General features: G+C 47.0%; 14 protein-coding genes and 3 rRNA genes. 9 read left to right on the forward strand and 8 right to left on the reverse strand.

The genetic code is table 11. The features are described 5' to 3' along the window. Positions 1–104 precede the first annotated feature (104 nt). From FJD32_RS22290 to hemN, 4 genes are all read left to right on the forward strand, one after another. Positions 105–743 (forward strand): class I SAM-dependent methyltransferase, encoded by a 639-nt coding sequence (locus FJD32_RS22290; RefSeq protein ID WP_037429866.1) that lies wholly within the window; start codon positions 105–107, stop codon positions 741–743. Positions 744–825: 82 nt separating this feature from the next. Beyond that, a complete protein-coding gene (gene yihI / locus FJD32_RS22295; protein WP_037424074.1) occupies positions 826–1377 on the forward strand; it encodes a Der GTPase-activating protein YihI in 552 nt (183 codons plus the stop codon). Between the two features lie 68 nt (positions 1378–1445). Beyond that, positions 1446–1913 (forward strand): DUF2489 domain-containing protein, encoded by a 468-nt coding sequence (locus FJD32_RS22300; RefSeq protein ID WP_037429860.1) that lies wholly within the window; start codon positions 1446–1448, stop codon positions 1911–1913. Positions 1914–2170: 257 nt separating this feature from the next. After that, complete coding sequence (gene hemN / locus FJD32_RS22305; protein ID WP_080612454.1) at positions 2171–3547, forward strand: oxygen-independent coproporphyrinogen III oxidase; 1377 nt, start codon at positions 2171–2173, stop codon at positions 3545–3547. A 71-nt stretch (positions 3548–3618) separates the two neighbouring features. On the opposite strand, the gene add is transcribed toward hemN, so the two are convergent. After that, positions 3619–4614 (reverse strand): adenosine deaminase, encoded by a 996-nt coding sequence (gene add, locus FJD32_RS22310; protein WP_055648204.1) that lies wholly within the window; start codon positions 4612–4614, stop codon positions 3619–3621. Between the two features lie 211 nt (positions 4615–4825). Between add and FJD32_RS22315 the strand changes: the two genes are divergently transcribed. Next, positions 4826–6628 (forward strand): DUF885 domain-containing protein, encoded by a 1803-nt coding sequence (locus FJD32_RS22315; protein ID WP_140907464.1) that lies wholly within the window; start codon positions 4826–4828, stop codon positions 6626–6628. Between the two features lie 102 nt (positions 6629–6730). Further along, complete coding sequence (locus tag FJD32_RS22320) at positions 6731–7744, forward strand: alpha/beta fold hydrolase (RefSeq protein WP_140907465.1); 1014 nt, start codon at positions 6731–6733, stop codon at positions 7742–7744. Here FJD32_RS22320 and FJD32_RS22325 read toward each other — a convergent pair. From FJD32_RS22325 to ccoG, 5 genes are all read right to left on the reverse strand, one after another. Continuing rightward, positions 7701–10151, reverse strand: a complete 2451-nt coding sequence (locus FJD32_RS22325; RefSeq protein ID WP_140907466.1) for an EAL domain-containing protein — start codon at positions 10149–10151, stop codon at positions 7701–7703. The genes FJD32_RS22320 and FJD32_RS22325 overlap by 44 nt on opposite strands. A 275-nt stretch (positions 10152–10426) precedes the next feature. Next, positions 10427–10542: ribosomal RNA gene (rrf, locus tag FJD32_RS22330) — 5S ribosomal RNA — on the reverse strand. Positions 10543–10715: 173 nt separating this feature from the next. Then, positions 10716–13608: ribosomal RNA gene (locus tag FJD32_RS22335) — 23S ribosomal RNA — on the reverse strand. A gap of 311 nt (positions 13609–13919) precedes the next feature. Continuing rightward, a 16S ribosomal RNA gene (locus FJD32_RS22340) occupies positions 13920–15462 on the reverse strand. Together the 16S, 23S and 5S rRNA genes form the textbook arrangement of a ribosomal RNA operon. A gap of 524 nt (positions 15463–15986) precedes the next feature. Continuing rightward, positions 15987–17414 carry a cytochrome c oxidase accessory protein CcoG gene (ccoG, locus tag FJD32_RS22345; RefSeq protein WP_037431664.1) on the reverse strand — a complete coding sequence of 476 codons (1428 nt, stop codon included), beginning with the start codon at positions 17412–17414 and terminating at the stop codon, positions 15987–15989. A gap of 91 nt (positions 17415–17505) precedes the next feature. Between ccoG and FJD32_RS22350 the strand changes: the two genes are divergently transcribed. The 3 genes from FJD32_RS22350 (at position 17506) to FJD32_RS22360 (ending at position 19247) form a co-directional block, all read left to right on the forward strand. Then, complete coding sequence (locus FJD32_RS22350) at positions 17506–17856, forward strand: hypothetical protein (RefSeq protein ID WP_037424115.1); 351 nt, start codon at positions 17506–17508, stop codon at positions 17854–17856. Between the two features lie 116 nt (positions 17857–17972). Then, on the forward strand, positions 17973–18875 hold the full coding sequence (locus FJD32_RS22355; protein WP_055647059.1) for a 1,4-dihydroxy-2-naphthoyl-CoA synthase: 903 nt from the start codon (positions 17973–17975) through the stop codon (positions 18873–18875). A 168-nt stretch (positions 18876–19043) separates the two neighbouring features. After that, the gene (locus tag FJD32_RS22360; RefSeq protein WP_140907419.1) at positions 19044–19247 is read left to right on the forward strand and encodes a DUF2061 domain-containing protein; all 204 of its coding nucleotides are present in this window, start codon (positions 19044–19046) and stop codon (positions 19245–19247) included. 79 nt (positions 19248–19326) lie between these two features. Here FJD32_RS22360 and glmS read toward each other — a convergent pair whose 3' ends face one another. After that, entirely contained in the window at positions 19327–21156 is a 1830-nt protein-coding gene (glmS, locus tag FJD32_RS22365; RefSeq protein WP_047538114.1) for a glutamine--fructose-6-phosphate transaminase (isomerizing), read from the reverse strand. A gap of 75 nt (positions 21157–21231) precedes the next feature. Continuing rightward, the gene (locus FJD32_RS22370) at positions 21232–22002 is read right to left on the reverse strand and encodes a DeoR family transcriptional regulator (protein ID WP_140907420.1); all 771 of its coding nucleotides are present in this window, start codon (positions 22000–22002) and stop codon (positions 21232–21234) included. Between the last annotated feature and the right edge of the window lie 79 nt (positions 22003–22081).

Raw genomic sequence — 22081 nt, forward strand, 5'->3', positions numbered from 1 at the left:
CTTTTTTCTTTGTGATTTTCAGTCAAAACGCACTTTGTCTAGAAAGTGCACTCTGCAAATATAATTGTTACAATCAAAGCCTTAATCTTTTATCAGTTGACTCAATGCGCAGATGTCCCCTTTGTCATAGCACACAAACACTGTTGCTCCTACAGGACAAAAAACGGTGTTTTTATATTTGCCAGACATGCGGACTCACTTTTGCTGATGCAAATAGCCATCTGCCTCCTGCGGCAGAAAAGCAGCGCTATGGCCGTTCGCGGATTGCCGCCAAACAACGCCAACTCTCGCAATTTATTTTGCCGCTACTGACACAAATACAACTGCAGCAAAAAGGTAGCCTTACGGGCTTAAATTTTGGACGCGTGTTAGATCAAACCAGTCTGGCGACCATTGAATCGGCGGGGCACACCTTCAAGCAATATGACCCTTTCTTTGCTCCTGACCATGAACCTCTAAAGCAAGAGTATGATTTTATTTGCTGCTACCGAGTATTTGAGCATTTTCAGTATCCCTTCAAAGAATGGAGATTACTGACCCGCTTGCTTAAACCAGGAGGCTGGTTAGCAATTAGTACTCCTTTATTAATTGATTTAGAAGGTTTTGCTAAGTGGCATTATAAAAACAATCTCACTCACGTGAGTTTTTACCAAAGACTAACTTTTGAATACCTAGCGAGTAATAGTGATTTTGAACTATTATTTGCCGCGAAAGACCTCGTTTTGATGCAAAAAACATCATAATCTGGTATAACAGCCGACCGAATTTAGCACTTAGTCGATCCCGTATCGGCTAGGCCATACGATGTAAATAATTGAGAAAATCATGTCTCGTAGCAAGAAAACACGCAAGGGCGGCGAGAATAGCCCCAAACAACAGCCAAGAGTGAAAAAGCAGGACCGTGCTGAAGTAACAGGCAAGCGCGCAGAAAAGGGTAACAAGTCTGGCAGTCGTCATAATGAAGCGCTGATCCAGGCTCAAGCACCACAGAAAAAGGCTGCACAGAGCAAAGATCCTCGCCATGGCAGTAAAAAACCTGTGGCTTTGACGTTGCCAACCGCGACAGAAAAGCCAGCCACGCCAAAGGTTAAGCAGCCAAAGTTAACTGACGAGCAAAAATTACTGAAGCTGGAAGAAGATCCAAGACTAAATCAGTTGCTCGATATGCTAGAAGAAGGTCGCAACTTAAATGATGCCGATCAAAAATGGTTAGATCAGCAGCTGAATAAGATTGAAGCCCTGATGATTAAACTGGGTATTAGCGATGAGCTAGAAGATGAAGTGCCAGCGAAATCTAAAGCTGATTCAGATGACGACCTGTTCGATCGCTTTGAATCAGGTGCCGAACTGCTAAAAGATTATCAAGATAAGTTTTAAATCTTAGAATATGCATAAAAACAAAACGATTATGTTTTGTTTTTATGCTTTCTGAACAAGGAGTTCTCGTGTCTACCACTCTTATCGTTCTTGGTTTTATCATTATTGTTGCCCTCAGTAGCTACGCCACTTTTTTACTCCTCAAACTCAAGCAACAAAAACACCGTCAACAAGCGCTTTTTGCCGAGCGCGAAGTGGCAGCTAATGCCAAACGAGCACAAGTACTCGAAGATATCCGCTATATTGCGACAGCCATGATTGAAGACCGCTGTGAAATCTCCGAAGGCGTGGTCAGGATTGGGCGTTTGTTTGAGATTTTATCCCTCAGCGAGCGAGTCGCACCAGAGTTTCCTGCACTCTTCCAACATTTTGAGTTAATTAAAAATCATCCGATTATGGAAGCCCGCCAAGCTCTGCCAAAGCAAGATCGAATGAAACTCGATTTTACACGAATGAAATCTGAAGCTGAGCTTGCCGAAGGTATTAACGAAGATGCTAAAAAGTTGTCGACTTATCAGCTAAAAGCACCGCACTAAAAACGCTTACTCCGTCTCGAAGCCAAATTTGGATCGGTTTCGAGGCGATCAATTTAAATCCGTTCATCACATAGAGTGCGACTTCCCGTGAGCCTGTGCACAAAACCTCCAAAAAACGACAGACACACGCTCTTTTTTCATAGATATTGCGTAACTTCTAAAATGGCAGACATCATTTTTACAACCTAGATCAAGGTTATTTACCTAAGAACCTTGCATACTTCGTTTGTTGCTAATTTACCCTCGGAGGACACGCCTTGAAGCAGCCCACTCAGATAAGCTGGGATCAGTCGATGATCGAAAAATATAACTACAGCGGTCCCCGTTATACTTCTTATCCAACGGCGCTAGAGTTCGATGATTCATTCACTGAACAAAACCTGTTAACGGCGATTGAAAACAGTAAGAGTGACAAACTGTCGCTGTATATTCACATCCCCTTCTGCGCCAAACTTTGCTACTACTGTGGCTGTAATAAAGTCATCACTCGCCACGCCCACAAGGCTGATCAATACATTGAGTATTTAAGCCTCGAAATTATTAAGCGTGCTCCGCTGTTTAAGCACTACACAGTCACCCAAATGCACTGGGGCGGCGGCACTCCAACCTTCTTAAATCCAGAGCAAATTTTGAAGTTAACCGACTTAATCAAGGCTAACTTTAACTTTGCCGCTGAAGGTGAGTTCTCGATCGAAGTTGACCCGCGTGAGATTGAGCTTTCAATGCTCGATACCTTAAAAGAAGCAGGCTTTAACCGCATTTCTATCGGGGTGCAGGACTTCAATAAAGAAGTACAAGTCGCAGTTAACCGCGAGCAGGACGAGCAATTTATTTTCGATTTAATGGCCAAAGCCAAGGCCATGGGATTCGTCTCAACCAATATCGACTTAATTTACGGTCTGCCACACCAGACACCCGAAACATTCGCCGCCACCATGCAGCGCGTGTTAGACCTGTCGCCCGACCGTCTATCTGTATTCAACTATGCCCACTTACCCGCGCGTTTTGCCGCGCAGCGTAAGATCAAAGATGAACATTTACCTTCGCCAAAACAAAAACTCGAGATGTTGCATCAAACGATCGAGACCTTAACCGGCGCGGGTTATCAGTACATCGGCATGGACCACTTCGCTAAGCCTGACGATGAGCTGGCTAAGTTACAACGCGAAGGCAAACTGCACCGTAACTTCCAGGGTTATACCACCCAAGAAGAATGCGACCTGCTCGGTCTGGGCGTGTCTTCAATCAGCCAAATCGGCGATTGTTATGCGCAAAACCAGAAGGACATTCGTCCTTACTACGAAGCCATAGACAAAGATGGCCATGCGCTGTGGAAAGGTTGTAGCCTCAACCGTGACGACGAAATCCGCCGCGTAGTGATCAAACAATTGATCTGCCACTTCGATTTAGATATGGCAAAAATGGATGACAAACTGGGTATTAAGTTTGAGGAATACTTCGCCGAAGACTTAAAACTACTGCAAACCTTTATCGACGATAAATTAGTTGAAATCGCCGACAGAAAGATCACCATCAGCCCCACAGGCCGCCTGTTGATCCGCAATATCTGTATGTGCTTCGACCTTTACTACCGTCAAAAAGCGCGTCAACAACAGTTCTCCCGTGTGATCTAACACTGACACATTTCCAATAAAAAAATCCGACTCGAATGTCGGATTTTTTATTGGGAAATAGAGCTACTTACTTAAGCTTTAGCCGCATACAGCGCCTTACGCTCACTCTCGGATAAAAACGCCATTTCCACCCCATTACGTTGCACCTGAGTCAGCTCAATATCGCTAAGTCCCAGTTCAGACTTAGCAATGCGATACTCATGCTTGATATCAATCGCACTCACACCCGGATCATCGGTGTTCAGGCTTATCAACACACCGGCATCCATAAAGGTTCTGAAGGGATGTTCAGCATAGGAAGACACAGTCGAAGTATGCAGATTGCTGGTTGGGCAAGATTCGATACCGATACGATGTTTAGCGAGGTATTCCATCAGCTTAGGATCGTGAATCGCATTCACCCCATGGCCAATACGTGTCGCACCCAACTCCTGAATCGCCTGCCACATACTTTGTGAACCCGCCGCTTCGCCCGCATGGGCGGTAATGGCTAAGCCTGCGTCTCGCACTCGCTTAAAGTGCTCGTTAAACAACTCGCCAGGAAAACCTAACTCATCGCCGGCTAAATCCATCGCGACTAAGTGTTGTTTATGGGCGAGTAAGCCTTCAAGCTCCTGAGTACAAGCGGCTTGGCCGAAAGAGCGCGACATAATTCCGATAAGATTGATTTTAACTTGGTAATCTTTCAGGCCTGCTTTCACCCCATCGATAACCGCTTCAACCACACCTTCAATCGGTAGCTTATGGTTCATCGCCATGTAATATGGGCTAAAACGCAGCTCCGCATAATCAAGGCCAGATAACGCAGCATCGGCCACGTTTTCATAGGCGACACGTTTTACCGCATCTAAATCAGCGAGAACGGCCACCATCCAGTCAAGCTTCTTTAAGAAGGCGACTAAGCTGGTTTCTTTCCCCTGAATTTGTACAAATGGCGCGAGAGTCTCTAAAGAATCGGCAGGCAAAGCAATGCCATGTTGGTGTCCGAGTTCCCAAATGGTGTTCACTCGCACGTTACCATCTAAGTGACGATGCAAATCCACCAATGGAATGGATGTATTGATCATAATTAACCCCTATGTGAACTACCCAGCCAATGCTTTTGTTATTTGGTCTAGGGCGGACACTAAGTTTAACACGCATTCTTTGGTGGCACTTAGCTAAGGGCAGGATTTAAATTCACATTCAGTCACAATTCTGCTTAATATGCGTACAAGAATCTGGGGTAAACCTCAGGCATAATGACTTCAATAACAACGAAAATATCCGAGATAAATCATGCATAAACTCTTTACCCCAAGCTTACTGATTTGCGCCCTAACTGCCTGTAGCACAGCTCAAACTCCTATCGAACATACACCGACAACCATCACTACAGCGCAGGCGCCAGCCAAAACTATGGCACCAGCACTGCAAGCGATTGTGGATCAAAGTTGGCAACTCCAACTCAGTGCCAGCCCAGAAATGGCCTATGGAATGGGGGACAAAAGTGCTGCGGGTAAACTACAAGATCTGTCACCAGAAGCCTTAGCCAAGCTCAATCAAGGACAAATTGCCATTCTGGCCCAATTGAAAGCACTGAATCGCAGCAAGCTGAGTAAAGAAGATAAAATCAACGCCCAAATCCTCGAGGATCAGATCCAAAATGAGGTTGATCTCTATAAATACAAGGATTACTACCTGCCAATCACCGCAGAGAGCGGCTTCCACGCCTATATATCTTCCATTGCACAAGGGCGATTCAACACCCTAGAGGATTACCAAAACTACCTAGGTAAGCTTAAAGCGCTACCGACCTATTTTGCCCAGCAAACCCATTGGTTAAAACAAGGCTTAAAGGAAGGCATTACGCCCCCTAAAGCCACGCTCAAGGGATTTGAAAACAGCATTAGTGCTTACATCTTACCGGTAGAGAAAAGCAGTTATTTCAAGCCATTTACTCAATATCCAAGCCACTTTACCGAGGCGCAAAAAGCACAGCTCACCCAAGAAGGCCGAATCTTAGTCGAACAAAATGTAATCCCGACCTATCAGGCTTTTTATGATTTTATGACTCAGGAGTATATGCCCAACTCTCGGGAAAATATTGCCGCCAACAGCTTACCCGATGGTGATGCCTTCTATGAGAACCGCGTTCGCTACTACACGACCTTAAATATGACCTCGGCCGAAGTGCACGAACTTGGTTTAAAAGAAGTTAAGCGTATCCGCCAGGAAATGGAGCAAGTCATTAAGTCTGTTGGCTTTAAAGGCAGCTTTGCCGATTTTTTACATTTCTTAAGAACCGATCCCCAGTTTTACACCACCAGTGCTGATCAGCTCCTGAAAGAGGCGGCCTTTATTGCCAAAAAAGCCGATGCCATGTTGCCCAAATATTTTGGTAAATTGCCGCGAAAACCCTATGGTATCGCGCCAGTGCCGGCCGAAATTGCCCCTAAATACACCTCAGGCCGTTATTCAGGATCTAATCGTGATGACGAGCCGGGTTACTACTGGGTTAATACCTACGCCTTAGATAAGCGCCCGCTCTATGAACTCGAAGCGCTAACGCTACACGAAGCGGTGCCCGGACATCATCTGCAGATTTCACTCAACTCCGAACTGAGCTCGTTGCCTGATTTTCGTCGCTACGGCTACATTTCGGCCTTTGGTGAAGGTTGGGGATTGTATAGCGAATACTTAGGCTTAGAAGCGGGATTCTATCAAGACCCTTACAGTAATTTTGGACGCCTCACTTACGAGATGTGGCGTGCCGCTCGCCTTGTTGTCGATACGGGGATGCACGCCCAAGGCTGGAGTAGAGAACAAGCCATCGAGTTTATGGCGAGCAACACGGCGTTATCGCTCCACAATGTGACCACTGAGATTGACCGCTACATTACCTGGCCAGGGCAAGCACTCTCCTACAAGATTGGTGAGCTCACCATTAAACGCCTACGCGCGAAAGCCGAGCAAGCCTTAGGCGACAAATTCGATATTCGCGCTTTCCACGACGCCGTATTAGAAAATGGTTCAGTGCCTATGTCAGTGCTGGAGCAACAGATAAACGACTTTATAGAAGCACAAAAAGCCGCAATTTAAGTTCATCCCAAGGGAGCGGGTATTTTCCTGCTCCCTTTCCTGCCCGCCCCAGTTCTCTGATACACTCTAGCAAACCTTTTTGCCCGAGATGTGCGACAGAGTATGAGCCAAACGCCCCAAAACTTTCCTATGAAAGAGTTTTCCAAGGTAGCTTTTTCAACGGAACACGATTTAAATACTTCTGAACAGCAAGCCTTTTGGCAAACCGTTATCCAAGACACACTCAAAACCCCCGATGGATTAACCTTGGCCTACATGATGGTCAAGCATCCCAAGGCCCATGCCAGCATAGTTATCAGCAGTGGCCGAGTTGAGTCCTACTTAAAGTATCAAGAATTGGTATTTGACTTGTATCAGCAAGGCTATTCGGTGTTTGCCATTGATCACCGCGGCCAGGGATTATCGAGCCGCATGACGGCAAATCCCCATCAAGGCCATGTGCGGCGGTTCAACGACTATATCGACGACTTTGCCCTGTTTATGCAAAGCGTTGTACTTAAACATGCCACTTCACCGCTGTTCTTACTCGGGCATTCCATGGGCGGCGCCATCGGCACCTTGTATCTCAAACAACATCCAGATGTGTTTACCGCGGCGGCATTCTCAGCCCCCATGTATGGTATTAAGTTACCTATGCCTAAAGGGTTTGTCCGTTGGTTAGCCAGTAAGCTCGATACCAGCCTCAACGGTGGAGAGCCTAACTATGTTCTCAGCGGGCAAAACTATAAGGCCGCTCCCTTTAAAGGCAATGATCTCACCCATTGCCAGAGCCGTTATCAAGCTTACCGAGAATTGTACGATGCAGCGCCAAAGCTGCAATTAGGCTCACCGACTAACCGCTGGTTGACTGAATCCTTAGATGCGGCCGATGCCTGTGTCTTGGCCACGGCATATATCCGCACACCCATTCTGATCCTACAAGCTGGTGAGGATAAAATTGTCGACAATGCCGCACAAAATCTTGCGGTGAGTTCTAATTGCCAACTAAAAGTGATTGCAGGTGCTGCCCATGAAATTTTTATGGAGAAGGATAGCTATCGCAATCAAGCACTCAATTACGTACTCGACTTTTTTAAACGCTACGCAACAAGGGACGTGGACAAGCAAGCTGTATAAAATCATTAAAACTCAAGGCTCGAGCGATATTGTAGCCTTGAAAGTGCGTACATCCTAAGGCTGTAAATAGCTGCTGTTGCTGTACAGATTCGACACCTTTCGCCACTATCGGCAGTTTAAAAGATTGTATCGATTGGATAAGCGCTTGGCTCCAACTGGCATCAACCAGCAAGCTTGCAGCACAATGCAAATCTAACTTAACCTCTGTAAGCGGGTAGTGGTGTAGGCAACTTAAGGCGCACTGGCCAGCACCAAAGTTATCTAATGTAATCGCAATACCAGCCTCTGTTAACTGTCGGATACGTGGCTCAACAAAAGCGTTAGCAGTAAGTAATATACCCTCAGCAAGTTCAACCCCCAGTTGCTTATCATCAAGCTCATAGGAACGAACTAAAGTAATAAATTGATCTACAAAATCAGCTTGGCAAAAAGATAAGGTACTTATATTCAACGTCATACGCGGCAGTATGATGCCTTGTTGCTTAAACTGTTTGACTAACTGACAAACTCGATCGGCAACATTTAAATCAAGCGCGGCGATTAATCCATTATGCTCAGCTAAGCGAATAAACTGCGCTACAGGCACGATTTCACCATTGGTTAAATACCAGCGAGATAAAACCTCTGCAGAAACAATTTTGCCTTGCCTATCAACAACAGGCTGGAACATCAAAGAGAGTTGATTGTCAGTAATCGCATGTTGCAATGCACTGATTAATGACGATTCAGGATCAACAGCAGACGCTAACTCTGGATGATAAAACGCGCATCCCTCATGCTCCAGTGACAGAGCACACTTCATTGCGAGTTGCGCACGCTGAACCACGAGTTCTGGAGTGAGAGTATCGACGGGATCTAATAAACAAATACCCACGTTGGCACTCAAACTAAAATGAGACTCTCCATAATGGAAAGGGCGAATCGTAATTTGTCTTAACTCGGTTGCCAAAGCTAATGCTCGACGCCCTGCAATCTCAGCATCAACGGCCAACTCCTTAATTAAAAGAGCAAAATGACCAAGTTCAATATGAGCAACGACAATGTTCTCTGTAAAGTAACTCGAGAGCCTTGCACTTAGCTGCGACAGTAAACGCTCAAGTTCGTGGGATGATAATGCCTCGCTAATGCCTAAGGTATCGACATTAACGAATAATAATGCTCCCCATTGGCCAGAACTATTACGTTGAGTCAGGTAATGTGACAATTGCGCCATAAATACTTCAGGAAGCATCCGATGACCACCTGCCGATTGCTTCACTAACTCCGCAATCGCAGCATGGTTTCTCTCACTCTCTGATACATCGACATGAATGCCTATCATCCGAGTCGGTCTACCAAGATGGTCCCAGTCGACTAACATGCCACGGTCAAATACCCAGACATAATGCCCTTCGCGGTGCTGTAAGCGATGAACACTCTCAAACTCTTTTGTTTTTCCGCTCACATATTCCTGTAAGCAATGCAATACAGCCCGTCTATCCTCGGGATGCAAACGTGTTTCCCATGTCTGGAATACCCCTTCCAGTTCATCGGGTTGATAACCTATCATTTCTTTCCAGCGGTCGGAGAGAAACACTTCGCCAGTACGAAGATCCCAATCCCAAATACCATTGCGCGACCCTTCAACGGCAAATAACCAACGCTGTTCACTATCATTAAGCTGTTTAACCGCTCGCGCTAACCGCTCATGAACCAATTGAAGGTTTGTTTGCAGGGATAAAATCTCGGACGCACTCCAAGGTACTTGAGTAGAAAATGCCGATGTGCCGACATGTTGTGCCGATTTGCATAACAGCTTCAGTGGACGTATTAGCAGATAATATAACACGCAGGTAAAGCCAATAAGCAGCAACGCCCCAAGCCCCCACACACGCATAAATCGCTGTTGTAACTCGCTTGATGCTCTCGTGACCAAAGGGGCTAGATCAGATTCAAGATAAAGCAGCTCTGTGGCCCCAGGATACTGGGCGTCAACTGGATAATAAGCTTGAATTGATAACCTTTCTGGATTGACCGAAATACTTGCCTGACCTGATTGCACTACGGCATGATGTCTAAGCACATCATATCCATCAATCACTTCTATCGCATTGCTATCGCGCCAAACAGTATGATTAGCAAAACGGATCAGACTGTTCGCATCCAGCAAGATATAAACCATCACATTCATATCTAAGGTTGCTAGAGACACTTCCTGCTCAATCCGCTCAATATCTTGCAATGCCTGTGCTGACTGAACGACAGCCTGCATACGCAAAAGCTGCTGTTTTATCTGACTAACTTGACGATCAGCTAACTCCTTACGCACCAGTTCACTCTCATAAAAATACTCAGCAGTCACTAACACTAAATAAAGTGTCAGCATACACACAGGAATTAATAAGGCGAGTGAGAGTTTGCGAAGCATTGGTAGCTTATGATCTTAAATAAAGAAATAGACGCCCTGTATGCTAACGGTAAACCTACGACTAAGCAAAAAGACTTAACATAAATACGAGTATTTTGGAGAATACTGCCTAAAAATTAAGACAGTGATTGATTGTAATCATCTAATAACATTTAGATGTTTTGAATATGTAGATGTTTTGAATATGGGATCGCTATGTTACAACAAACAGGCAGTTTGAAATTTCAAAAACAAAAAAGCCAGCTTATTCAGCTGGCTTCATTGTTTATTTAGGCGCTTGGCGATGACCTACTCTCACATGGGGAGACCCCACACTACCATCGGCGCGATTGCGTTTCACTTCTGAGTTCGGGATGGGATCAGGTGGGACCACAATGCTATTGTCACCAAGCAAATTTGGTATCTACTCCCCATCTTATGTGGGCAGTAAATGAATTTGGAAAGCTGTTTGAGTTCACAAGTACATGGAGGTACTTGATGTCATAAATGCAGGAGCATTTTATGACCACTTCTTAAGTGTTTGTATTCGTCTAAGTGCTACTTAGCAAAACCCATCTGGGTTGTATGGTTAAGCCTCTCGAGTCATTAGTATCAGTTAGCTCAACGCCTCACAACGCTTACACACCTGACCTATCAACGTCCTAGTCTCGAACGGCTCTTTAGTGGACTTATAGTCCAAGGGATGACTCATCTTGGGGCTCGCTTCCCGCTTAGATGCTTTCAGCGGTTATCGATTCCGAACATAGCTACCGGGCAATGCCATTGGCATGACAACCCGAACACCAGCGGTTCGTTCACTCCGGTCCTCTCGTACTAGGAGCAACTCCCCTCAATCATCCAACGCCCACGGCAGATAGGGACCGAACTGTCTCACGACGTTCTGAACCCAGCTCGCGTACCACTTTAAATGGCGAACAGCCATACCCTTGGGACCGACTTCAGCCCCAGGATGTGATGAGCCGACATCGAGGTGCCAAACACCGCCGTCGATATGAACTCTTGGGCGGTATCAGCCTGTTATCCCCGGAGTACCTTTTATCCGTTGAGCGATGGCCCTTCCATTCAGAACCACCGGATCACTATGACCTACTTTCGTACCTGCTCGACGTGTCTGTCTCGCAGTTAAGCTGGCTTATGCCATTGCACTAACCGTACGATGTCCGACCGTACTTAGCCAACCTTCGTGCTCCTCCGTTACTCTTTGGGAGGAGACCGCCCCAGTCAAACTACCCACCAGGCACTGTCCTTACCCCAGATAATGGGGCCAAGTTAGAACATCAACACTACAAGGGTGGTATTTCAAGGACGACTCCATCAGAACTAGCGTTCCAACTTCATAGTCTCCCACCTATCCTACACATGTAGGGTCAATGTTCAGTGCCAAGCTATAGTAAAGGTTCACGGGGTCTTTCCGTCTAGCCGCGGGTATACGGCATCTTCACCGCAATTTCAACTTCACTGAGTCTCGGCTGGAGACAGCGTGGCCATCATTACGCCATTCGTGCAGGTCGGAACTTACCCGACAAGGAATTTCGCTACCTTAGGACCGTTATAGTTACGGCCGCCGTTTACCGGGGCTTCGATCATGAGCTTCTCTTGCGATAACCCAATCAATTAACCTTCCGGCACCGGGCAGGCGTCACACCGTATACTTCCTCTTGCGAGTTTGCACAGTGCTGTGTTTTTGATAAACAGTTGCAGCCACCTGGTATCTGCGACTCCCGTCAGCTTAGAGAGCAAGTCTCATCACCAACAAGAGCGTACCTTCTCCCGAAGTTACGGTACCATTTTGCCTAGTTCCTTCAGCCGAGTTCTCTCAAGCGCCTTGGTATTCTCTACCCGACCACCTGTGTCGGTTTGGGGTACGATTCCCGCTAACCTGAAGCTTAGAAGATTTTCCTGGAAGCATGGCATCAACTACTTCATCCCCTTGGGGACTCGTCATCAGCTCTCAGTGTATAGTGACCCGGATTTGCCTAAGTCACCCACCTACCACCTTAAACGCGGACTACCAACGCCGCGCTAGCCTAGCCTTCTCCGTCTCTCCATCGCAGTTAGCGGAAGTACAGAAATATTAATCTGTTTCCCATCGATTACGCCTTTCGGCCTCACCTTAGGGGTCGACTCACCCTGCCCCGATTAACGTTGGACAGGAACCCTTGGTCTTTCGGCGAGGGGGTTTTTCACCCCCTTTATCGTTACTCATGTCAGCATTCGCACTTCTGATACCTCCAGTGTGGGTTACCCCTTCACCTTCAACGGCTTACAGAACGCTCCTCTACCGCGCAACTCTAATGAATTGCACCCGTAGCTTCGGTGGTATGTTTAGCCCCGTTACATCTTCCGCGCAGGCCGACTCGACTAGTGAGCTATTACGCTTTCTTTAAATGATGGCTGCTTCTAAGCCAACATCCTAGCTGTCTAAGCCTTCCCACATCGTTTCCCACTTAACATACACTTTGGGACCTTAGCTGACGGTCTGGGTTGTTTCCCTTTTGACGACGGACGTTAGCACCCGCCGTCTGTCTCCCGAGTAGTACTCATTGGTATTCGGAGTTTGCAAAGGGTTGGTAAGTCGGGATGACCCCCTAGCCTTAACAGTGCTCTACCCCCAATGGTATTCGCTCGAGGCGCTACCTAAATAGCTTTCGAGGAGAACCAGATATCTCCCGGTTTGATTGGCCTTTCACCCCCAGCCACAAGTCATCCGCTAATTTTTCAACATTAGTCGGTTCGGTCCTCCAGTTGATGTTACTCAACCTTCAACCTGCCCATGGCTAGATCACCGGGTTTCGGGTCTACGCCTTGCAACTAAACGCGCAGTTAACACTCGGTTTCCCTACGGCTCCGCTATTCGCTTAACCTCGCTACAAAACGTAAGTCGCTGACCCATTATACAAAAGGTACGCAGTCACGGTCTCAAGAACCGCTCCCACTGCTTGTACGTATACGGTTTCAGGTTCTATTTCACTCCCCTCACAGGGGTTCTTTTCGCCTTTCCCTCACGGTACTGGTTCACTATCGGTCAGTCAGGAGTATTTAGCCTTGGAGGATGGTCCCCCCATATTCAAACAGGATATCACGTGTCCCGCCTTACTCGTTTTCATCAAAGGTTAGTTTTCGTGTACGGGGCTATCACCCTGTGCCGCTGGACTTTCCAGACCATTCCACTAACACCCCTCTGACTTAAGGGCTAATCCCCGTTCGCTCGCCGCTACTAGGGGAATCTCGGTTGATTTCTTTTCCTAAGGGTACTTAGATGTTTCAGTTCCCCTCGTTTGCCTCATGTAGCTATGTATTCACCACATGATGACCGCTTATGCGGCCGGGTTCCCCCATTCGGACATCGTTAGCTCAAATGCTTGTTACTAGCTCGCCAACGCTTTTCGCAAGTTACTACGTCCTTCATCGCCTCTGACTGCCAAGGCATCCACCGTATACGCTTAGTCGCTTAACCATACAACCCAAATGAGTTTCACATCACTTGCGTCGTTGCGACCAGCTGGTTTTACTTGTCTCATCTTCGACCAAGAAGATGGACTCGCCTTAGACTTGAATATTCAAGACACTTAACAAGTGTTTTAAGAACTCAATTTTTTTCGTATTAACACAACGACAGACATCATTGCGTTAATTACTATCAGCTTTCCAAATTGTTAAAGAACAATGCATACCGGCTCGCGGTGCATGTCGCTCTCCCTTCCCTTACAGGAAGTTCAACAAGCCATCTGTGTGAACACTCAGCAAACATCGAGTTAGTCGTATAGGTAAGGAGGTGATCCAGCCCCAGGTTCCCCTAGGGCTACCTTGTTACGACTTCACCCCAGTCATGAACCACAAAGTGGTGAGCGCCCCCCCGAAGGTTAAGCTACCCACTTCTTTTGCAGCCCACTCCCATGGTGTGACGGGCGGTGTGTACAAGGCCCGGGAACGTATTCACCGTGGCATTCTGATCCACGATTACTAGCGATTCCGACTTCATGGAGTCGAGTTGCAGACTCCAATCCGGACTACGACGAGCTTTGTGAGATTAGCTCCACCTCGCGGCTTTGCAACCCTCTGTACTCGCCATTGTAGCACGTGTGTAGCCCTACTCGTAAGGGCCATGATGACTTGACGTCGTCCCCACCTTCCTCCGGTTTATCACCGGCAGTCTCCCTAGAGTTCCCACCATTACGTGCTGGCAAATAAGGATAGGGGTTGCGCTCGTTGCGGGACTTAACCCAACATTTCACAACACGAGCTGACGACAGCCATGCAGCACCTGTCTCACAGTTCCCGAAGGCACAAGTCCATCTCTGGTCTCTTCTGTGGATGTCAAGAGTAGGTAAGGTTCTTCGCGTTGCATCGAATTAAACCACATGCTCCACCGCTTGTGCGGGCCCCCGTCAATTCATTTGAGTTTTAACCTTGCGGCCGTACTCCCCAGGCGGTCTACTTAATGCGTTAGCTTGAGAGCCCAGTGTTCAAGACACCAAACTCCGAGTAGACATCGTTTACGGCGTGGACTACCAGGGTATCTAATCCTGTTTGCTCCCCACGCTTTCGTGCATGAGCGTCAGTCTTTGTCCAGGGGGCCGCCTTCGCCACCGGTATTCCTCCAGATCTCTACGCATTTCACCGCTACACCTGGAATTCTACCCCCCTCTACAAGACTCTAGTTCGCCAGTTCGAAATGCTATTCCTAGGTTGAGCCCAGGGCTTTCACATCTCGCTTAACAAACCGCCTGCGCACGCTTTACGCCCAGTAATTCCGATTAACGCTCGGACCCTCCGTATTACCGCGGCTGCTGGCACGGAGTTAGCCGGTCCTTCTTCTGTAGGTAACGTCACAGATGAGCCGTATTAAGACTCACCCTTTCCTCCCTACTGAAAGTGCTTTACAACCCGAAGGCCTTCTTCACACACGCGGCATGGCTGCATCAGGGTTTCCCCCATTGTGCAATATTCCCCACTGCTGCCTCCCGTAGGAGTCTGGGCCGTGTCTCAGTCCCAGTGTGGCTGATCATCCTCTCAGAACAGCTAGGGATCGTCGCCTTGGTGAGCCATTACCTCACCAACTAGCTAATCCCACCTAGGTTCATCCAATCGCGAGAGGCCCGAAGGTCCCCCTCTTTCCCCCGTAGGGCGTATGCGGTATTAGCAGTCGTTTCCAACTGTTATCCCCCTCGACTGGGCAGATCCCTAGGCATTACTCACCCGTCCGCCGCTCGCCACCTCAGGAGTAAACTCCCTTGTGCTGCCGCTCGACTTGCATGTGTTAGGCCTGCCGCCAGCGTTCAATCTGAGCCATGATCAAACTCTTCAATTAAAAGTTTTTTGTTTAACTCGCGTTAAACGACTCAATGAATTCTGAATCGACTTAACTTAATAAGTCGTTGTACATATTGCTATGAACACTCATTCATTGATTTAATTCTTTGATTACTCGCCAAACGGCAGAGTAATTTCGATTAACTCAACACCTGTGAGTGTCCACACAGATTTCTTGTTTAGATTGTTAAAGAGCGTTTGACCTCATCGCTTGCGTTACCGCTCACTGGGTCAGGGCTGCGTATTTTACGCATTTCCCTTGTCGCGTCAAGGCGTTTTTACAAACTTCTTGAGGCTTTCGAATCAACTGCACATTCTGCATTCGATTCGCACTGTAACCGCGCTCGCTTTCGCTGTCTGCCGTGTCAGTGGATGCGCATTATAGGCAGCAGAACTTTTTGTGCAAGCGCTTTTTGTCAGAAAATTACGATTAATCATCTAGACGCCTAGATATCCAGCAACATGAATAAAAAAGGGACTAAACAGTCCCTTTTTAAACTCATTTGGTTAACGAAACAGTAACTATGGGCTGAAGAATCGCGATTCTTGCTCGACTTCGACTTCTTCACCATCAATATGGGTTTTCACTTTTATCTCGATGTTTGTCACTGAACGCGAAAGTTCGACCGGATCGACCCCGATACTAATAGGTAGAGTTAATACCTCTCCACCAGCAATCGTCACTGAGGTAGGTCCATACCACTTATAGTTGTTGAGGCCTTCAACACTCATCGTGTATTCATGGGCTTGCTCTGTCTTGTTCAGGATCTTCAAAGTGAAGGTGTTTTCAATCAAACCTCGATCATTTTCTCGATAGAGTTGATTACGGTCGCGGATAATATCCATACGCACTGGCGCAATTGTCGCACTCGCATAGATAAAGATCAGTATCATCGCGGCCAGCACCACACCATAACCCACCAGCTTCGGACGCAGTACCTTCTCTTTAATACCTTCGAGTTTATTTTCGGTGGTGTAACTAATCAGCCCTAGAGGATATCCCATCCGCTCCATGGTTTGGTCGCACGCATCAATACAGGCACCACAGTTAATACATTCATATTGCAAGCCATTACGAATATCGATACCGGTAGGGCAAACCTGAACACAGAGGTCGCAGTCAATACAATCACCTAGACCCATTTCTTTGGGGTCGGCTTTACGTGAGCGCGGGCCGCGGGTCTCACCGCGTTTTGCATCGTAACCAACGATATAGGTGTTTTTATCAAACATCGCCGATTGGAAACGCGCGTAAGGGCACATATGGATACACATGATTTCACGCATCCAACCCGCATTACCGTAGGTCGCTAAGGTAAAAAACACCACCCAGAAGTAGATTGCGCCTGATGCATTAAGGGTAAATACATCGACATAGACTTCACGGCTCGGCACAAAATAGGATACAAAGGTCATTGCCGTGATGAGCGAAAGCACTATCCATGCAGTGTGTTTTGCGGTTTTGCGCCAGATTTTGTCAAAACCCCATGGCATTTGATCTAGCTTAATGCGCTTATTACGGGCACCTTCGAGTTTTTCCTCAAACCAAATGAACATAAACGTCCAAACGGTTTGCGGGCAAGTGTAACCACACCAAACTCGGCCGAGATAGGTTGTCACAAAAAATAACGCAAAGGCGGCTATCATAAAGAGAGCGGCAAGTAAGGTCAGATCCTGCGGCCAAATCGTTAAGCCAAAGACATGGAATTTCTGCTCAGCGAGGTTAAACCATACGGCTTGACGATCTCCCCAAGGGATCCAAGGTAATATCAGGAAGAAGAGCATTGCTATCCAGCCCATGCGGCGGCGTAAACTACTCCATAATCCATCGATTGCACGGACATAAATCCGATTGCGGGGGTTAAAGCGATCAGCCTTATCTGCATCAGGCTGGTGAATCTTAATTCGATTGGTTTTCGAATAGTCCTTGTTATTAGATTCTGCGTTCATCGTGACAGCCTTTTACTGCTTTAATATTGGACGAAAACTGGCTTATTATACCCATATTATTAATGGTTATTCACTTATGTTGGACTAAAAGATGAAAGGTTGGATCATATTAGCGCTCCTTTGTGGTGCATTATATTACTTATACACCGAAACAGACAAACTAGATGCACCTATAGCAAAAACAGAGGAAATGGTTCAAAAGATAGAAAGCAAAGTGAGCTCAGCAATGGGCACTCAGATAATTAAAATTAATCAAAATCTCACGAAAGCACGAACAGAGATATTGGAGCGGTTATCAGCATCTGAGGCTGAAGAGTTTAATAAAATCCCACTCACCGAAGATGGCATTGCTGATTTTAAAGAAAACTACTGCGGCACTACAGCCACTGAGCATCCCATTTTTAGCCGAGATAACTTGCTATTTATCTGCGATAACCTCTAATTCCACTAACAGGCAAACGGAATTTTGCAATTCATCACTAAGCATGGTGCTTAGGCGATTGACCAGAAACATGATTCCGCCTAGCCTTTGAGCTTCAATTATATAGGCCTTGCATCATGACTAAACCAGTATCAGATATTTTTGATCCCACACTGTGGGATGAAGTCGACGGATTTAACTTCGACGATATTACTTACCATAGAGCCAAAGCCCACGGCACAGTGCGTATCGCCATCAATCGCCCAGATTGCCTCAATGCCTTTCGTCCAAAAACGGTTGATGAGTTATATATCGCCCTCGATCACGCTCGTCAATGGTCCGATGTAGGTTGTGTATTACTCACTGGCAATGGCCCCTCGGCTAAAGGACAATACTCATTCTCCTCCGGCGGCGATCAACGCATTCGTGGTAAAGATGGTTATAAATATGAAGGCGCCGAAGAGGGCAAAGCCGATTTAGCCAGAATGGGGCGTTTACATATCCTCGAAGTCCAACGATTGATCCGCTTTATGCCAAAAGTAGTGATCGCGGTCGTGCCTGGTTGGGCCGTGGGTGGCGGACACAGTTTGCATGTGGTTTGCGACTTAACCTTAGCCTCCAAGGAACACGCCGTCTTCAAACAAACCGATCCCGATGTCGCGAGTTTCGACTCAGGCTATGGCAGTGCTTATCTTGCCAAGATGATTGGCCAAAAGCGCGCGAGAGAAATTTTCTTCTGCGGCTTTAACTACAGTGCCGATGAAGCCTTTGCCATGGGAATGGTGAATAAATCGGTTCCCCATGCCGAACTCGAAGTCGAAGCATTAAGATGGGCCAAAGAAATCAACTCAAAATCGCCGACAGCAATGCGGATGTTGAAGTACGGCTTTAACATGACAGACGACGGCATGGTTGGCCAGCAACTGTTTGCGGGTGAAGCAACACGTTTAGCCTATGCCAGTGCAGAAGCTCAAGAAGGGCGCGATGCTTTCCTCGAGAAACGTGACCAAGACTTCTCAGCCTTCCCTTGGCATTACTGATCGAAGCTGATTGCCATATAACGCCCTCATTTGAGGGCTTTATATTTTTTTAGCGCTTATAGATAGAAAAAACCGTTTAAACTAATCTCAAAATACGGCTTTAAATTTTAATGAGAATTGTTATCATCTAATCATTCCCAAAAGGGGCTTACATTAGAGGATAGAATCATGACCAAGACACTTACTTTTGCCGTATTACATTTCAGCGTTGCCTTCACCGTTACCTATTTATTAACTGGTAGTGTTTTAGTCGGTGGTGCCGTTGCCTTAGTTGAGCCCGCGATTAACACTGTGGTGTTTTATTTCCACGATAAAGTATGGAAACGTTTAGAAGCAAAAAAGCAGCACGCACTTAATGCAATAACGGCTTAATACACTCAGCCACCAGCACATACTCTAATCAAGCCCCAATAAAAAACCGCCATTTAGGCGGTTTTTTATTGCTTCCAATTTATTCCACCGTCACCGATTTAGCGAGGTTTCGCGGTTGATCCACATCGGTGCCCTTAATTAACGCAACGTGATATGACAGCAACTGTAATGGAATAGTGTAAATCAGCGGCGCCATAAAGATATCGCAGTGTGGAACCGGGATAACCTTCATAGTCTCGTCAGACTCAAACTCAGCATCCACATCGGCAAACACATACATTAAACCACCACGGGCACGCACTTCTTCAACGTTAGATTTCAGCTTTTCTAACAGTTCGTTGTTTGGCGCCACCACTATGACGGGCATGTCGGCATCAATCAAGGCCAGTGGGCCATGTTTCAGCTCGCCAGAAGCATATGCCTCAGCATGGATATAGGAGATCTCTTTAAGTTTCAGCGCACCTTCCATCGCAATAGGGTACTGATCGCCACGGCCAAGGAATAAGGCATGGTGTTTGTCGGCAAAGTCTTCCGCCAATTCAGCAATCGCATCATCTAAGCCTAATGCTTGCTCCACTTTGGCAGGCATAGACTGTAGGCTTTGAGTGATCTCGGCCTGCATTTGCTCCGACATGCCATTATGGCGACCGATCACCGCAGTCAGCATTAATAAACCCGCTAATTGCACGGTAAAGGCTTTAGTTGAAGCAACGCCAATTTCGGCGCCCGCTTTCATCATGTATGCCATGTCAGACTCACGGACTAAGGAAGAGCCTGGTGCGTTACAGATAGTTAGCGTCGCCTTATAGCCCATTTCTTTGGCTAGACGCATCGCCGCCAGCGTATCGGCGGTCTCGCCGGATTGAGAAATAGTCACCAACAGGCTGTTGGGGAATAAATGCGACTTGCGGTAGCGGAATTCGGAGGCGATTTCGACATTACAAGAAACGCCAGCCCAATCCTCTAACCAATAACGCGCAGCCATACCCGCATGGTAGCTAGTACCACAGGCAATAATCTGTACGTGTTTAATATCTTTTAAGAATTCAGCGGCATTATCACCAAAAGCCGTGTCGAGCACTTGTTTGTTGGCGATGCGGCCTTCAATAGTACGCGTCAGTGCCAGTGGCTGCTCATAGATTTCTTTGAGCATATAGTGGCGATATTCACCTTTGTCACCGGCATCGTGGGTGATTTCAGATTCTTTAACTTCGCGCTCAACTTTATTGCCATGCACATCGAAAATGCTCACTGTGCGACGAGTCACTTCAGCCACGTCACCTTCTTCTAAAAACGCGAAAGAACGGGTCACAGGCAACAGCGCCAATTGATCAGACGCGACAAAGTTTTCACCTAAACCAAAACCAATCACCAGTGGACTGCCGGAACGCGCGACGACCATGCGCTCGCTGTCGCGGCGGTCAATCACCACAGTGCCATAAGCGCCTTCGAGTTGTTTAACCGTGGCTTGCACCGCGGCCAGTAAGGTGTCGTGCGTTTTTAATTCGTGATGAACTAAGTGGCAAATCACTTCAGTATCGGTATCAGAGCTGAAGTGGTAGCCGTGTTCTTTAAGCATTTCACGCAGTTTATGATGGTTTTCGATAATGCCATTGTGCACAACGGCAATATCGCCTTTAGATAAATGTGGGTGAGCATTGCGCTCGCTTGGCTCACCGTGGGTCGCCCAACGTGTATGCGCAATACCAGTGCCGCCCGCTAGCGGATCGGTTTCGAGTGCCGTAGAAAGCTCCTGCACTTTACCCACGCGGCGGGTGCGATTGAGTTCGCCATTGTGGATCACCGCAACACCCGCAGAATCATATCCACGATATTCTAAACGACGTAAACCTTCGACCAGAATTTCGGCCACATCCCTTTGCGCCACGGCGCCAACGATTCCGCACATAGTTTTTACCTATAAAATGAAAAATAAAAATGAAGTTGTTTGAGTCATTTGCTCTGGCTTATCACGGGCAAATGCCTAAGGCGAGTAGGGCGCTAAGATGACTTTCACGCCTTGCTCGGTAATTTGGTTAAGGGCGCTCTCTTCGATGCGCTCATCGGTGACTAGTACACTGATTTGCGACCAAGGTAGTTCTAAATTAGGGATCCGCTTGCCTATTTTGTCCGAATCCACCATCACGATGACTTCACGGGAAACCTCAGCCATCACCTTACTTAAACCCGTCAGCTCATTAAAGGTGGTGGTGCCTCGCGCTAAATCGATACCGTCGGCACCGATAAACAGTTGGTCAAAGTTATAGGAGCGTAATACCTGTTCGGCCACTTGCCCCTGGAACGACTCGGAATGCGGATCCCAGGTTCCACCGGTCATCAATAGGGTCGGCTCATTTTCAAGTTCGTGAATCGCGTTAGCCAAATGCAGGGCATTGGTCATGACCACCAGCCCACGTTTGTGGTTGAGTTCAGCAATTAAGCCTGAAGTAGTGGTGCCACTGTCGATAATGATGCGATTGTGATCTTTAATCAGCTGCGCCGCGGCTTTAGCAATGGATAACTTATTAGGCGCAATCTTTGCAGAAAACTGTTGCGTCACTTCATCGGGAATAGCCACAGCACCACCATAGCGGCGTAGCAACAGTCCGGTTTTTTCAAGCTCAGCCAAGTCTTTACGAATAGTCACTTCTGAGGTTTCGAAACGTAATGACAACTCATCGACACTCACTTCACCCTGTTCATTCAGAATGCTGATAATACTGTGACGTCGTTGCTGTGTGTTTCGTTTATTCATAAAACCTTTCAGTTAACTTTCGATTCGAAAGTTATATTATAGAGAAACGAAACATTTTTGCTAGTATTCGAAAGATAAT

It is taken from the genome of Shewanella sp. LC6 (assembly GCF_006385735.2).
Lineage (GTDB): Bacteria > Pseudomonadota > Gammaproteobacteria > Enterobacterales > Shewanellaceae > Shewanella > Shewanella xiamenensis.